The 14,284-nt window shown below is 53.4% G+C and carries 15 protein-coding genes; 12 read left to right on the top strand and 3 right to left on the bottom strand.

Annotation, left to right across the window (positions count from 1 at the left end):
* The first annotated feature begins 240 nt into the window (after positions 1-240).
* On the top strand, positions 241-1,287 hold the full coding sequence (gene sohB, locus C5687_RS10670) for a protease SohB (protein WP_104556919.1): 1,047 nt from the start codon (positions 241-243) through the stop codon (positions 1,285-1,287).
* A 34-nt stretch (positions 1,288-1,321) separates the two neighbouring features.
* Here the strand turns inward: sohB and C5687_RS10665 are convergent, their stop codons facing one another.
* Positions 1,322-1,573 carry a YciN family protein gene (locus C5687_RS10665; protein ID WP_003856804.1) on the bottom strand — a complete coding sequence of 84 codons (252 nt, stop codon included), beginning with the start codon at positions 1,571-1,573 and terminating at the stop codon, positions 1,322-1,324.
* Between the two features lie 399 nt (positions 1,574-1,972).
* On the opposite strand from C5687_RS10665, the gene topA reads away from it, so the two are divergent.
* From topA to acnA, 6 genes are all read left to right on the top strand, one after another.
* A complete protein-coding gene (topA, locus tag C5687_RS10660; protein WP_094916983.1) occupies positions 1,973-4,570 on the top strand; it encodes a type I DNA topoisomerase in 2,598 nt (865 codons plus the stop codon).
* A 187-nt stretch (positions 4,571-4,757) separates the two neighbouring features.
* Positions 4,758-5,732 (top strand): HTH-type transcriptional regulator CysB, encoded by a 975-nt coding sequence (gene cysB, locus C5687_RS10655; protein ID WP_006175683.1) that lies wholly within the window; start codon positions 4,758-4,760, stop codon positions 5,730-5,732.
* A gap of 336 nt (positions 5,733-6,068) precedes the next feature.
* The gene (locus C5687_RS10650; RefSeq protein WP_216689425.1) at positions 6,069-6,209 is read left to right on the top strand and encodes a YmiA family putative membrane protein; all 141 of its coding nucleotides are present in this window, start codon (positions 6,069-6,071) and stop codon (positions 6,207-6,209) included.
* Positions 6,210-6,211: 2 nt separating this feature from the next.
* Complete coding sequence (locus tag C5687_RS24895) at positions 6,212-6,382, top strand: hypothetical protein (RefSeq protein WP_053060153.1); 171 nt, start codon at positions 6,212-6,214, stop codon at positions 6,380-6,382.
* 137 nt (positions 6,383-6,519) lie between these two features.
* Complete coding sequence (gene ymiC / locus C5687_RS25055) at positions 6,520-6,618, top strand: small membrane protein YmiC (RefSeq protein ID WP_032672427.1); 99 nt, start codon at positions 6,520-6,522, stop codon at positions 6,616-6,618.
* A 162-nt stretch (positions 6,619-6,780) separates the two neighbouring features.
* Positions 6,781-9,456 (top strand): aconitate hydratase AcnA, encoded by a 2,676-nt coding sequence (gene acnA, locus C5687_RS10645; RefSeq protein WP_047958823.1) that lies wholly within the window; start codon positions 6,781-6,783, stop codon positions 9,454-9,456.
* A 35-nt stretch (positions 9,457-9,491) separates the two neighbouring features.
* Here the strand turns inward: acnA and ribA are convergent, their stop codons facing one another.
* Complete coding sequence (gene ribA / locus C5687_RS10640) at positions 9,492-10,082, bottom strand: GTP cyclohydrolase II (RefSeq protein ID WP_008501210.1); 591 nt, start codon at positions 10,080-10,082, stop codon at positions 9,492-9,494.
* Between the two features lie 197 nt (positions 10,083-10,279).
* Here ribA and pgpB point away from each other — a divergent pair, with 197 nt between their 5' ends.
* The 5 genes from pgpB to yciH all read left to right on the top strand — a co-directional run bounded on the left by pgpB (position 10,280) and on the right by yciH (position 13,930).
* A complete protein-coding gene (gene pgpB, locus C5687_RS10635) occupies positions 10,280-11,047 on the top strand; it encodes a phosphatidylglycerophosphatase B (RefSeq protein WP_047958822.1) in 768 nt (255 codons plus the stop codon).
* 148 nt (positions 11,048-11,195) lie between these two features.
* On the top strand, positions 11,196-11,504 hold the full coding sequence (locus tag C5687_RS10630; RefSeq protein ID WP_025756587.1) for a LapA family protein: 309 nt from the start codon (positions 11,196-11,198) through the stop codon (positions 11,502-11,504).
* 6 nt (positions 11,505-11,510) lie between these two features.
* Complete coding sequence (gene lapB / locus C5687_RS10625; protein ID WP_025756588.1) at positions 11,511-12,680, top strand: lipopolysaccharide assembly protein LapB; 1,170 nt, start codon at positions 11,511-11,513, stop codon at positions 12,678-12,680.
* A gap of 186 nt (positions 12,681-12,866) precedes the next feature.
* Entirely contained in the window at positions 12,867-13,607 is a 741-nt protein-coding gene (pyrF, locus tag C5687_RS10620; protein ID WP_104556929.1) for an orotidine-5'-phosphate decarboxylase, read from the top strand.
* Positions 13,604-13,930, top strand: coding sequence for a stress response translation initiation inhibitor YciH (yciH, locus tag C5687_RS10615; protein WP_047958821.1), 327 nt, complete (start codon positions 13,604-13,606; stop codon positions 13,928-13,930). The genes pyrF and yciH overlap by 4 nt, the downstream gene beginning before the upstream one ends.
* Before the next feature lie 105 nt (positions 13,931-14,035).
* Here yciH and osmB read toward each other — a convergent pair whose 3' ends face one another.
* Positions 14,036-14,254, bottom strand: a complete 219-nt coding sequence (gene osmB / locus C5687_RS10610; protein ID WP_008501216.1) for an osmotically-inducible lipoprotein OsmB — start codon at positions 14,252-14,254, stop codon at positions 14,036-14,038.
* Positions 14,255-14,284 lie beyond the last annotated feature (30 nt).

Here is a 14,284-nt window from a genome sequence, read left to right as displayed (position 1 = left end):
GGCGCACAGTGATTCAAAGACGCCTTCTTTTATGACTTTTCGGCTTTATGCCCGAATTAGCATGAGAATTCAATCAGTCTACAGGACGCATTACTGTAAAATTAACAATTTGCAAATATTTAAACTCCAGACCGGGGATTCCTGAAGGCGGCTCGCAGAGGTAATGTCACGAGCGAGACGCATGGGCAGGGCTGTTGTACACTGCCGTGAAAGATTCGTGGTTAAATCAAGGTGGAACGCGTGGAATTACTTTCTCAATATGGGTTGTTTTTGGCCAAAATCGCAACGGTGGTGATTGCCATTGCGGTGGTTGCCGTTCTGATTGTTAACCTGACGCAGCGCAAGCGTCAGCGTGGGGAGTTACGCATCACCCGCCTGAGCGAGCAGTATCAAGAGATGCAGGAAGAGATGTCTCTGGCGCTGCTGGATACGCATCAACAGAAACTGTGGCATAAAGCGCAGAAGAAAAAGCATAAACAGGAAGCCAAAGCGGCGAAGGCAAAAGCTAAGCTCAATGCACTGCAGGATAAGGTCATTCCACGGGTTTATGTGCTCGATTTTAAAGGCAGCATGGATGCGCATGAAGTCGCGTCTTTGCGCGAAGAGGTCACTGCCGTGCTGGCCGTGGCGACACCGCAGGATCAGGTTGTCGTGCGTCTTGAAAGCCCGGGTGGCGTGGTTCACGGTTACGGGCTGGCGGCGTCGCAGCTGCAGCGTTTGCGTGAAAAACAGATCCCATTGACCGTGGCCGTGGATAAAGTGGCGGCGAGCGGTGGCTATATGATGGCCTGCGTGGCGGATAACATTGTTGCCGCGCCGTTCGCCATTATTGGCTCGATCGGCGTGGTCGCGCAAATCCCGAACTTTAACCGCTTCCTGAAAAATAAAGAGATTGATATCGAACTTCACACGGCGGGTCAGTACAAACGTACCCTGACGCTGCTCGGGGAAAACACGGAAGAAGGGCGTCAAAAATTCCGTGAGGATCTCAATGAAACGCATCACCTGTTTAAAGATTTTGTGCACCGTATGCGCCCAACGCTGGATATCGAACAGGTGGCAACGGGTGAGCACTGGTATGGCGTCCAGGCGCTGGAGAAAGGGCTGGTGGATGCCGTTGGCACCAGTGACGATCTGCTGCTCAACCTGATGGACGGCCGTGAGCTGGTTGGGGTGCGCTTTACCCAGCGTAAGCGACTGCTTGACCGCTTTACCAACAGCGCGGCAGAGAGTGCGGACCGCCTGTTGCTCCGCTGGCTACAACGCGGGCAGAAACCGCTGCTGTAAACAAAAACGCGAGGCTTGTGCCTCGCGTTTTGCGTTAATCGACCAGGTGATATTTCTCTGAAAGCGTATGCGCCAGGTATTTAAACATGTTAAACACGGCGGTGCTTTTCGGGGTCGGTAACCCCTGTTCGTCAAGGAAGTATTCACCGCTGAACACCAGCACGCCATTACGCTGCTCTACGCCGGTGGCTTCAATGCCCGCCAGCGTGTCTTCATGGTCACGGATAAGCTTGTTTGCTTCGATAAGCAGAGAGGCTCGGTCAATGGGTTGGGTCGTATTCTGCATAATCCACTCCTTAAACAGTGACAATAGTCTACGCCGGGGGCGCTTTGGGGGCAAATTTTCCCTGTATTGTGAGGGGATAAGGTGCGGGGGCGTGGCTGGCAGGATTTGCTTTTGCATGCTAATAAAGTTGCGTAACGAATTTTATCAGGTAGAGTGTGCGCTTTCGTCATTCTGGCAACAGAATTGCTTGACATTCGACCGGGAATTCGTCACGAATTACACGAGATGTGAGAAAAATACCCGAGAACTCAATCACCTGGGCGTGTTTTCTTTGATGCCCGGTAAGACAAAGGGGTTGATATCTCCTGACGCAGTCGCAATATCATTGGCTCGTCGTCAGCGGAAGGGAAATCAACGTGCGGCGTATTCCTGGAAGAATTAAATTAGGTAAAGGTGAATATGGGTAAAGCTCTCGTCATCGTTGAGTCCCCGGCAAAAGCCAAAACGATCAATAAGTATCTGGGTAATGACTACGTGGTTAAGTCCAGCGTCGGTCATATCCGCGATTTGCCGACCAGTGGCTCAGCCAGCAAAAAGAGCGCAGACTCTACCTCCACCAAAGGGGCTAAAAAGCCTAAAAAGGATGAACGTAGCGCGCTTGTCAACCGCATGGGTGTTAACCCATGGCATAACTGGGATGCACACTATGAAGTGCTGCCAGGAAAAGAAAAAGTCGTTAACGAACTGAAGCAGCTTGCTGAAAAAGCAGACCATATCTATCTCGCAACCGACCTTGACCGCGAAGGGGAGGCCATTGCATGGCACCTGCGGGAAGTGATCGGGGGTGATGACAAACGCTACAGCCGTGTAGTGTTTAACGAAATTACAAAGAATGCGATTCGTCAGGCGTTTGAAAAGCCGGGCGAGCTGAATATCGACCGTGTCAACGCGCAGCAGGCGCGTCGCTTTATGGACCGCGTTGTGGGTTATATGGTCTCTCCGCTGCTGTGGAAGAAGATTGCCCGTGGCCTGTCCGCCGGTCGCGTGCAATCCGTCGCCGTGCGTCTGGTCGTTGAGCGTGAACGCGAAATTAAAGCCTTCGTGCCAGAAGAGTTCTGGGAAGTCGATGCCAATGTGACCACGCCGGGCGGTGATGCACTGCCGCTGCAGGTCAGCCATCAGAACGACAAGCCTTTCCGTCCTGAAAACCGCGACCAGACCATGGCCGCTGTCGCGCTGCTGGAAAAAGCACGCTATCAGGTACTGGAACGAGAAGATAAACCGACCAGCAGTAAGCCTGGGGCGCCGTTTATTACCTCCACGCTGCAACAGGCGGCAAGTACCCGTCTGGGTTACGGCGTGAAGAAAACCATGATGATGGCCCAGCGCCTGTATGAAGCGGGTTACATCACCTATATGCGTACTGACTCAACTAACCTGAGCCAGGATGCGGTTAACATGGTGCGTGGCTATATCAGTGACAATTTCGGCAAGAAATACCTGCCGGAAACAGCCAACCAGTTCGCCAGCAAAGAAAATTCCCAGGAAGCGCACGAAGCAATTCGTCCTTCTGATGTCTCTGTGTTAGCCGAATCGCTGAAGGATATGGAAGCGGACGCGCAGAAGCTGTATCAGCTGATCTGGCGTCAGTTCGTGGCGTGTCAGATGACGCCAGCGCAGTACGATTCCACCACGCTGACCGTCGGCGCGGGGGATTTCCGTCTCAAGGCGCGCGGTCGCATCCTGCGCTTCGACGGCTGGACGAAAGTGATGCCCGCGCTGCGTAAAGGTGATGAAGACCGGACGCTGCCTGCGGTGAACAAAGGGGACGAACTGTCTCTGGTCGAGCTGATCCCGGCTCAGCACTTCACCAAACCACCTGCGCGCTTTAGCGAAGCCTCGCTGGTAAAAGAGCTGGAAAAACGCGGTATTGGCCGTCCGTCAACCTACGCGTCCATCATCTCGACGATTCAGGACCGTGGTTACGTACGTGTTGAAAACCGTCGTTTCTATGCGGAAAAAATGGGGGAGATCGTCACCGACCGCCTGGAAGCCAACTTCCGCGAGTTGATGAACTACGATTTCACCGCGCAAATGGAAGACAGCCTCGACCAGGTTGCCAGCCATCAGGCAGAGTGGAAAAAAGTACTCGATAGCTTCTTCAGTGACTTCACCGACCAGCTTGAAAAAGCGGAGAAGGATCCGGAAGAGGGCGGCATGCTGCCTAACCAGATGGTCCTGACCAGCATCGACTGCCCAACCTGTGGCCGCAAGATGGGGATCCGCACCGCAACAACAGGTGTATTCCTCGGCTGCTCCGGCTATGCGCTGTCGCCCAAAGAGCGCTGCAAAACCACCATCAACCTGGTGCCTGAGAATGAAGTTCTCAACGTGCTGGAAGGTGATGATGCAGAAACCAACGCCCTGCGAGCCAAACGCCGCTGCAAAAAATGCGGCACGGCAATGGACAGCTACCTGATCGATCCAAAACGTAAATTGCACGTCTGCGGTAATAACCCAACGTGTGACGGCTATGAGATCGAAGAGGGTGAGTTCCGCATTAAAGGCTATGACGGTCCGATTGTAGAGTGCGAGAAGTGTGGTTCTGAAATGCACCTGAAAATGGGGCGTTTCGGGAAGTACATGGCCTGCACCAACGACGAGTGTAAAAACACGCGCAAAATTCTGCGTAACGGTGAAGTGGCTCCGCCGAAGGAAGACCCGGTTCCGCTGCCAGAGTTACCGTGTGAGAAATCCGATGCCTATTTCGTGCTGCGTGATGGCGCTGCAGGGGTTTTCCTTGCAGCCAACACGTTCCCGAAATCGCGCGAAACTCGCGCGCCGCTGGTGGAAGAGTTACACCGTTTCCGCGATCGTCTGCCTGAGAAACTGCGTTACCTGGCCGATGCGCCTCAGCAGGATCCGGAAGGCAACAAAACCGTGGTACGTTTTAGCCGTAAAACGAAGCAGCAGTATGTGGCGGCAGAGAAAGAGGGTAAAGCGACCGGATGGTCAGCCTTCTTTGTCGATGGCAAATGGGTTGAAGGCAAGAAATAATCTTCCCTTACCGTAACTTACCTGCAAAAGGGCCGGCTTTCCGGCCCTTTTTTATTGCCTTGTTATTATTTTTTGTTCCGTACTATACAGTCAGGCTATAAATGATATAGTGGTTATAGTTAACCTGTTTCTTATTATTAAATCGTCTTAAGCGATTGACCGCATGCGCTAAATCGGATGGTCTGGCATGAAATTACAGCAGCTTCGTTATATCGTTGAGGTGGTGAATCACAACCTTAACGTCTCTTCTACCGCCGAGGGTTTGTATACCTCGCAACCGGGTATCAGCAAACAAGTTCGTATGCTGGAGGACGAGTTAGGTATCCAGATATTTGCCCGCAGCGGTAAGCACCTGACACAGGTGACGCCTGCAGGGCAGGAAATCATCCGTATTGCGCGGGAAGTCCTCTCCAAAGTCGATGCGATTAAGTCTGTGGCCGGGGAACATACCTGGCCGGATAAAGGCTCGCTGTATATCGCCACGACGCATACCCAGGCTCGCTATGCGCTTCCGGGGGTGATTAAGGGCTTTATCGAGCGTTATCCACGCGTCTCGCTGCATATGCATCAGGGCTCGCCAACGCAAATTGCGGAGGCGGTATCGAAGGGCAATGCGGACTTTGCTATCGCAACGGAGGCGCTGCACCTGTATGACGATCTGGTAATGCTTCCATGCTACCACTGGAACCGTTCCATTGTGGTCACCCCTGATCACCCGCTGGCGGGGAAAGGGTCGGTGACGATCGAAGAGCTGGCGCAATATCCTTTAGTGACCTACACGTTTGGTTTTACCGGGCGCTCGGAGCTTGATACGGCGTTTAACCGGGCAGGATTAACGCCGCGTATTGTCTTTACCGCCACCGATGCCGACGTGATTAAGACCTATGTCCGGCTGGGGCTGGGGGTAGGCGTTATCGCCAGCATGGCGGTCGATCCGGTGTCAGACCCTGACCTGGTACGCCTTGATGCGCACGATATTTTCAGCCATAGCACCACAAAAATTGGGTTCCGTCGCAGCACTTTCCTGCGTAGCTATATGTATGATTTTATTCAGCGCTTTGCCCCGCATTTAACGCGTGATGTGGTGGATACCGCCGTTGCATTACGCTCAAATGAAGATATTGAAGAGATGTTTAAAGATATCAAACTCCCGGCAAAATAATCACTCCCGGTATCTTTCCCCTGCGGAAAGATACCGAAATAACCCCTCAAAGCTAAATTAGAATTATCATCATCTACCCTCCCTGCCATATAATGTCATTAGCCTTTTATTTTGTGTGGTTTTAATGTCGTGAATTGGCGACAAAAGTAGAAACTATTTTACGGCTTCGCAAATTTTTCTTTTCAATTATTTATTTCTGGTCAAAAGATTGAATATTTCATACCTCCCGATGCGTAAATTCACTGGCTTTTCGGCTAAAGTTTCTTTAGGATTTATCTCAACAGATGATTAATTGTACCAATTGTTTGGTCCTAAATGATAAGCGATGTCGATTGTATGAGGTTAGCAATGCCTTCAGGAAGTGAAGAACCGCAAAGGGATCCTGCGCTCAAGCGTAAAGCCTGGCTGGCGGTCTTTCTCGTCTCCGCCCTGTTTTGGGTGGCTGTTGCTCTCCTGGCCTGGAAATATTGGGGTTAAATATGGCAGTGACGGTTCGTACAGCTTCGGTGAAACAGATGTGTCAGCATCGTGACAATGGCCACAGAGGGCGTAAAGCACCGGTGACGGTTGTCCCCGCGTCCTGGAAACTGACGCCGCAGCAGCAAGCGTTTATTGATGTGTTCGCAGAAGACGAACCCAAAAAACAATAATTTAGTTTATTGCGTAACGATGCAAATAGTCTGAATAAGACTCTGCACCTTTGTACTCTTTAATAAATACACATCAGCAATATAGCGCTGAGGACAAACCTCGGAACTTTTTATAAATAATGCCTGGTGTCCCTATGATGAATAACATGACGTCTCACAAATACTGGTCATGGATCGGCGTTTTTACCGTGTCGATTCTGTTCTGGAGCCAACTCATCTGGCTGGCCCTAAGCTAAATTGTAAAACCTCGCTACGGCGGGGTTTTTTGTTTCCTCCCTTCTGGACCAGTCCGAAATTTATCAATTTGGGTTGTTATCAAAACGTTACGACATCTTTGTGTTATCTTTAATTACAGCCCTGATGATTGTCGGGACATCTCTGTGATTAAGGAGGAGCTTATGTCGTTAACCCTACGCGAAGCCAGTAAGGACACATTACAGGCAGAAAATAAAACCTGGCATTACTACAGCCTGCCGCTGGCTGCCAGAACGCTTGGGGACATTTCGCGTTTACCCAAGTCATTGAAAGTTTTACTTGAAAACCTCCTGCGCTGGCAGGATGGTGACTCCGTTACCCTCGAAGATATCCAGGCACTGGCAGGGTGGCTCAAGAATGCCCATGCCGACAGAGAAATCGCCTACCGCCCAGCAAGGGTCCTGATGCAGGACTTTACCGGCGTTCCTGCGGTGGTTGATTTAGCCGCCATGCGCGAGGCCGTTAAGCGCCTCGGGGGTGACACGGCAAAAGTGAATCCACTCTCCCCGGTTGATCTTGTCATTGACCACTCCGTCACCGTAGATCACTTCGGCGATGACGATGCCTTTGGCGAGAACGTCCGTCTGGAGATGGAGCGTAACCACGAGCGCTACGTCTTTCTGAAGTGGGGACAGCAGGCGTTCAGCCGGTTTAGCGTGGTCCCGCCTGGAACCGGTATTTGTCACCAGGTGAACCTTGAATATCTGGGTAAAGCCGTCTGGAGTGAATTACAGGATAAAGAGTGGGTGGCTTACCCGGACACGCTGGTAGGCACGGACTCGCATACCACCATGATCAACGGTCTGGGTGTGCTGGGCTGGGGCGTAGGCGGTATTGAAGCGGAAGCCGCTATGCTCGGCCAGCCGGTCTCAATGCTCATCCCTGATGTGGTGGGCTTCAAGCTGACCGGCAAGTTGTCCGAAGGCATTACCGCCACCGATCTGGTGCTCACCGTCACTCAGATGCTGCGTAAACACGGCGTGGTGGGCAAGTTTGTTGAGTTCTACGGAGACGGACTGGATTCGCTGCCGCTGGCTGACCGCGCCACCATCGCCAATATGGCGCCGGAATATGGCGCGACCTGCGGCTTTTTCCCTATCGATGACGTCACGCTGGAATATATGCGCCTCAGTGGCCGCAGTGAAGAGCAGGTGGCGCTGGTAGAGGCATATACCAAAGCTCAGGGTATGTGGCGAAATCCTGGTGATGAGCCAGTATTTACGAGTACGCTGGAGCTGGACATGGGAACGGTAGAGGCGAGCCTCGCCGGGCCTAAACGTCCCCAGGATCGCGTCGCACTGACCGATGTGCCGAAAGCGTTTACCGCCAGCAATGAGCTGGAAGTGAACGTGGCGAAGAAAGACCATCGTCCAGTCGACTATGTTCTGAACGGTCATCAGTATCAGCTTCCGGACGGCGCGGTGGTGATTGCCGCCATTACCTCCTGCACCAACACGTCGAACCCCAGCGTATTGATGGCTGCCGGTTTGCTGGCAAAAAAAGCGGTCGAGCTTGGGCTCAAACCCCAGCCGTGGGTCAAGGCCTCGCTGGCACCGGGTTCCAAAGTGGTGTCGGATTACCTCGCCCAGGCCAAACTGACGCCGTATCTTGACGAGCTGGGCTTTAACCTCGTGGGCTACGGCTGTACGACCTGTATTGGTAACTCCGGTCCGCTGCCTGAGCCGATTGAAACGGCGATTAAGCAGGGCGACCTGACGGTTGGCGCTGTGCTTTCCGGGAACCGTAACTTTGAAGGGCGCATTCATCCGCTGGTAAAAACCAACTGGCTTGCCTCGCCGCCGCTGGTGGTGGCTTATGCGCTGGCAGGGAATATGAATATCAATCTCGTGACCGATCCGATTGGTCACGATCGCAAGAATGACCCTGTTTATCTGAAAGATATCTGGCCGTCTTCGCGGGAAATCGCGCTGGCCGTTGAAAAGGTCTCCACCGAGATGTTCCGCAAGGAGTATGCGGAAGTCTTTGAAGGCACGCCGGAATGGAAAGCCATTAACGTTGCAGGTTCGGATACCTATGACTGGCAGGATGACTCGACCTATATTCGTCTGTCGCCATTCTTTGATGAGATGCTGGCCGAGCCGGCGCCGCTCAAGGATATTCACGGCGCGCGCATCCTGGCGATGCTGGGGGATTCTGTCACGACTGACCATATCTCTCCGGCGGGGAGTATCAAAGCCGATAGCCCTGCAGGCCGCTATCTGCAAAGCCGTGGCGTAGAGCGCCGTGATTTTAACTCCTACGGTTCGCGCCGTGGTAACCATGAAATCATGATGCGCGGCACGTTTGCTAACATCCGTATTCGTAATGAAATGGTACCGGGTGTGGAAGGGGGCATGACGCGTCTTCTGCCGGGAACGGAAGTCGTTTCGATTTATGACGCGGCCGTCAAATATCAGCAGCAAGGTACGCCGCTGGCGGTGATCGCCGGGAAAGAGTACGGTTCTGGCTCAAGCCGTGACTGGGCAGCGAAAGGTCCGCGCCTGCTTGGCGTGCGCGTGGTTATCGCGGAATCGTTCGAACGTATTCACCGGTCGAATCTGATTGGCATGGGGATCCTGCCGCTTGAGTTCCCGCAGGGCGTGACGCGCAAAACCCTGGGCCTGACGGGGGAAGAGCAGATTGACATCAGCGGGCTGCAAAACCTGGCGCCGGGGAAAACGGTGCCGGTGAAATTAACGCGGGCAGACGGGAAAACCGAGGTGGTAGAATGCCGGTGTCGTATTGATACGGCCACCGAGTTGACCTATTACCAGAACGACGGCATTTTACATTATGTGATTCGTAAGATGCTGGACTGATGAAATGAGCCCGGCCTGTGCCGGGCTTTTTTACATCACTCTTTCAGAAGATGGCCCATCTTGGCGGCTTTGGTATCGAGATAGTGGGCGTTTTTCGGGTTACGGCCGACAATCAGCGGAACACGCTCGACAATGTTGATCCCCGCTTCGGTCAGGATCTCCACTTTTTTGGGGTTGTTGGTCAGCAGCCGAACTTCATCCACGCCCAGCAGTTTGAACATATCGGCACACAGGGTGAAATCACGCTCATCAGCGGCGAAACCGAGTTGATGATTCGCTTCAACCGTATCGTAGCCCTGGTCCTGAAGCGCGTAAGCGCGGATTTTATTCAACAGACCAATATTGCGGCCTTCCTGACGGTGATAAAGCAGCACACCACGGCCTTCTTCAGCAATATGAGAGAGGGCCGCTTCCAACTGGAAACCACAATCACAGCGCAGGCTGAACAGTGCATCGCCGGTAAGACACTCCGAATGTACACGGGACAGCACCGGCGTCTGCCCTGAAATGTCGCCATAAACCAGTGCGACATGATCCTGTCCGGTTGCCAGTTCTTCAAATCCGACCATCAGGAAATCGCCCCATGGGGTTGGCAGTTTGGCTTCTGCCACACGTTTAAGCTGCATGTGATTCTCCAGAGTAGGCTGACACGTTTCGTGTCCTGGCCCTGTTTTACTTTCTGTATCTGTTCATTTTGCCACAAGCCCGGCATGTTCGCCTAATGGGCGCCACGCTATATGAACGTTAAACGCACGATCCGACATCTCCACCCGGCGGATAAATTTCAGTTATGATTGTGACGCTTAGCGAAAAAGGAGAAGACATGCTTTCAATCGCCAGACGTACGGCAGCAGGTGCGGCCATTTTACTGATTATGCCTCTGGCCGTATGGGTTTCAGGCTGGATGTGGCAGCCCGGGCACAATACCGCGTGGCTGAAAACGTTATACTGGATTACGGAGACGGTGACCCAGCCGTGGGGAATTATTACTCATGTGCTTCTCTGTGCCTGGTTCCTGTGGTGCCTGCGCTTTCGTCTGCGCGCGGCGCTGATGCTGTTTGCGATCCTCGCGGGAGCGATCGTTATTGGTCAGGGCGTTAAGTCCTGGGTAAAAGATCGCGTTCAGGAGCCGCGACCTTTTGTCGTCTGGCTGGAAAAAGCACATCATATTCCTGTCGATGAGTTCTACACTTTAAAGCGTAAAGATCGCGGGGCGCTGGTAAAGGAACAGCTTTCGGAACAGCAGGATATCCCAAGGTTCTTGCGTAAACACTGGCAAAAAGAGACCGGGTTCGCGTTTCCTTCCGGTCACACCATGTTTGCGGCCAGCTGGGCATTACTGGGGGTCGGGCTGCTTTGGCCACGACGCCGGACGGTCACCATCGCGATTCTGCTGGTCTGGGCAACAGGGGTGATGGGGAGCCGCTTACTGCTGGGGATGCACTGGCCACGGGACCTGGTCGTCGCTACGCTTCTCTCATGGATGCTGGTGACGCTGGCGACCTGGCTTGCTGAACGCTTCTGCGGGCCGCTTACGCCACCGCCAGAAGAGAAACAAGAAATAGCTGAACGGGAGCAAAACGACGCCTGACGGTTGATATTCCGTATTATGCCCATAAATCCATGACTGGCGCGTCACTTTTTCCGTTTCGCGCCCGTCACTAAAATGGTAGTTTATAAGGCTGATTGCGGTGAGTTGAACACACTTTATTCGCTTGAACCACATAACGGGAAGTAATGTGAAATATTTACTCATTTTCTTACTGGTCTTGGCGATTTTTGTCATTTCAGTCACATTGGGTGCACAAAACGATCAACAGGTGACGTTTAACTATCTGCTGGCTCAGGGCGAGTATCGCGTGTCCAGCCTGCTGGCGGTCTTATTTGCTGCGGGCTTTGCCATCGGCTGGCTGGTTTGCGGTCTGTTCTGGTTGAAAGTCCGTGTCTCTCTTGCGCGCGCTGAACGTAAAATTAAACGACTCGAAAATAACATTGCGCCTGCGTCCGACGTGCCGGAAAGCTCTGGTGTGCCGGTCGTGAAGGAATAATCGACGATGCTGGAGTTGTTGTTTCTGCTTCTGCCTGTCGCCGCAGCCTATGGCTGGTACATGGGCCGCAGAAGTGCGCAACAAACAAAACAGGATGAGGCCAATCGTCTCTCCCGCGACTACGTGGCGGGGGTGAACTTCCTTCTGAGTAATCAACAGGACAAAGCGGTAGACCTGTTCCTCGACATGCTGAAAGAGGATACCGGGACCGTTGAAGCGCATCTCACCTTAGGCAACCTGTTCCGCTCGCGCGGCGAGGTCGATCGCGCCATTCGTATCCACCAGACCCTGATGGAAAGCGCCTCCCTGACCTACGAGCAACGCCTCCTCGCCGTACAACAACTGGGGCGGGATTATATGGCCGCAGGGCTCTACGATCGCGCTGAAGATATGTTCTCGCAACTGGTGGATGAAACGGATTTCCGCATCGGCGCGCTGCAGCAGCTGTTGCAAATATATCAGGCCACCAGCGACTGGCAGAAAGCCATTGATACGGCCGAACGTCTGGTGAAGCTGGGTAAAGACAAGCAGCGCGTTGAGATAGCCCATTTCTACTGCGAGCTTGCCCTTCAGCAGATGGGCAATGACGACATGGACAAAGCCATGGCGTTGCTGAAGAAAGGGGCCGCCGCAGACCGCAACAGCGCGCGCATCTCCATCATGATGGGGCGTGTCTTTATGGCGAAAGGTGACTACGCCAAAGCCGTTGAAAGCCTGCTGCGGGTGATCGACCAGGACAAAGAGCTGGTCAGTGAAACGCTGGAGATGCTGCAAACCTGCTACCAACAGCTGGGCAAGCAGGAGGAGTGGGTGGCCTTCCTGCGTCGCTGTGTGGAAGAGAATACCGGCGCGACCGCGGAACTGATGCTTTCCGACGTGGTTGAGCAGTATGAGGGGAGTGATACTGCCCAGGTCTATATTACCCGTCAGCTGCAGCGTCATCCGACCATGCGGGTTTTCCACAAGCTGATGGATTACCACCTGAACGATGCTGAAGAAGGGCGCGCGAAAGAGAGCCTGATGGTCCTGCGCGACATGGTCGGCGAGCAGGTGCGCAGTAAGCCGCGCTATCGTTGCCAGAAATGTGGTTTCACCGCCTATACGCTCTACTGGCATTGTCCATCATGCCGTGCCTGGTCCACCATTAAGCCTATTCGTGGCCTCGACGGGCAGTAATTTTTTAAAACGCATTATTTTAGTTACAACATACTAATGGCTTTAACACCTCTTCTGGCTCCGTGCGGTTTGTCGGCTTAGCAGAGGGCGCAAATGGATCCTGTCAATTTGCAGCGCCGGCAGGTAGAATGCTCGCCGTTTATCTGTTCCGCGCCGCTGCGCGCCCATAGACGAAAAGGGCTGGTCATGACGTCTGTTACATCCTCCACTTCCCGCGTAATTACCGATTCTCCTGTTGTTGTTGCGCTTGACTACAATAAGCGTGACGCCGCACTGGCGTTTGTCGACGGTATCGACCCTCGCGATTGCCGCCTGAAAGTTGGCAAAGAGATGTTCACGCTGTTTGGACCGCAAATAGTCCGCGATCTGCAACAGCGCGGCTTTGACGTTTTCCTTGACCTTAAATTCCACGATATCCCGAATACCACGGCGCATGCCGTCGCTGCAGCTGCAGATCTGGGCGTCTGGATGGTCAACGTTCATGCGTCGGGTGGGGCAAGAATGATGACGGCCGCCCGTGAAGCGCTCGTGCCGTTCGGCAACGATGCGCCATTACTGATTGCGGTGACTGTGCTGACCAGTATGGACGAAAGTGATTTACGCGATCTCGGTGTGACGTTGTCACCTGCGGAACAGGCTGAGCGTCTTGCGCGTCTGACGCAACAGTGCGGTCTTGACGGTGTCGTCTGCTCGGCGCAGGAAGCTGTACGTTTCAAGTCTGCACTGGGTCAGGATTTCAAACTCGTCACCCCAGGGATCCGTCCCGCAGGCAGCGACGTTGGCGATCAGCGCCGCATTATGACCCCTGAGCAGGCGCTGGCAGCAGGCGTAGACTACATGGTCATCGGGCGTCCGGTAACTCAGTCTGCAAATCCGGCTGAGGCGCTGAAGGCCATCAACGCATCGTTGAAGAAGGGGGCACAATGACCGATTCCAACAGTCGTCTGGTCTACTCAACCGAGAGCGGACGCATAGACGAACCGAAAACGAAAGTGGAGCGTCCGAAGGGGGACGGCATCGTTCGCATCCAGCGTCAAACCAGCGGACGAAAAGGTAAAGGGGTCTGCCTTATCACGGGTATTGACCTGGATGATGCTGCACTGACAACGCTGGCGGCCGAGTTGAAAAAGAAATGTGGCTGCGGTGGCGCAGTGAAAGACGGCATTATTGAAATCCAGGGCGATAAGCGCGATCTAATAAAGTCTCTGCTCGAAGCCAAAGGCATGAAAGTCAAACTGGCGGGCGGTTAAAATAAATGAGCCACGGCAATTGCCGTGGCTCGGTTTATATACGTGCGTAAGTCAGACCTGAAATGCGTTCAAATATCGCAATATCGGGGAAGGCTTATAGAGTAATTATTTGCCAACCTGGTGACCGATAATACCACCGACAGCAGCGCCACCTAATGTACCCAGCGTACTACCATCTGTTAATACTGCACCACCGAGAGCACCAGCACCGGCACCAATCGCGGTGTTACGGTCACGTTTAGACCAGTTAGAGCATGCGCTCAGGGACATTGCTACAGTGATTGCCAGAACAGCGGCGGCTAATTTTTTGCTGGTTAAGGTCATAATACTTTCTCCTGAATTATCGATTCACGG

Origin of the sequence: Enterobacter sichuanensis, assembly GCF_002939185.1 — a bacterium.
Classification (GTDB): domain Bacteria; phylum Pseudomonadota; class Gammaproteobacteria; order Enterobacterales; family Enterobacteriaceae; genus Enterobacter; species Enterobacter sichuanensis.
The sequence above is the reverse complement of the archived record's forward strand: the minus strand, read 5'-3'. Positions and strand labels throughout refer to the sequence as shown.

Bases quoted from the DNA above. Each gene is read 5' to 3' on its own strand.
- C5687_RS10665 (WP_003856804.1), bottom strand. From the start codon at position 1,573: ATGCAGAATACGACCCAACCCATTGACCGAGCCTCTCTGCTTATCGAA.
- topA (WP_094916983.1), top strand. From the start codon at position 1,973: ATGGGTAAAGCTCTCGTCATCGTTGAGTCCCCGGCAAAAGCCAAAACG.
- cysB (WP_006175683.1), top strand. From the start codon at position 4,758: ATGAAATTACAGCAGCTTCGTTATATCGTTGAGGTGGTGAATCACAAC.
- C5687_RS10650 (WP_216689425.1), top strand. From the start codon at position 6,069: ATGAGGTTAGCAATGCCTTCAGGAAGTGAAGAACCGCAAAGGGATCCT.
- C5687_RS24895 (WP_053060153.1), top strand. From the start codon at position 6,212: ATGGCAGTGACGGTTCGTACAGCTTCGGTGAAACAGATGTGTCAGCAT.
- ymiC (WP_032672427.1), top strand. From the start codon at position 6,520: ATGAATAACATGACGTCTCACAAATACTGGTCATGGATCGGCGTTTTT.
- acnA (WP_047958823.1), top strand. From the start codon at position 6,781: ATGTCGTTAACCCTACGCGAAGCCAGTAAGGACACATTACAGGCAGAA.
- ribA (WP_008501210.1), bottom strand. From the start codon at position 10,082: ATGCAGCTTAAACGTGTGGCAGAAGCCAAACTGCCAACCCCATGGGGC.
- pgpB (WP_047958822.1), top strand. From the start codon at position 10,280: ATGCTTTCAATCGCCAGACGTACGGCAGCAGGTGCGGCCATTTTACTG.
- lapB (WP_025756588.1), top strand. From the start codon at position 11,511: ATGCTGGAGTTGTTGTTTCTGCTTCTGCCTGTCGCCGCAGCCTATGGC.
- pyrF (WP_104556929.1), top strand. From the start codon at position 12,867: ATGACGTCTGTTACATCCTCCACTTCCCGCGTAATTACCGATTCTCCT.
- yciH (WP_047958821.1), top strand. From the start codon at position 13,604: ATGACCGATTCCAACAGTCGTCTGGTCTACTCAACCGAGAGCGGACGC.
- osmB (WP_008501216.1), bottom strand. From the start codon at position 14,254: ATGACCTTAACCAGCAAAAAATTAGCCGCCGCTGTTCTGGCAATCACT.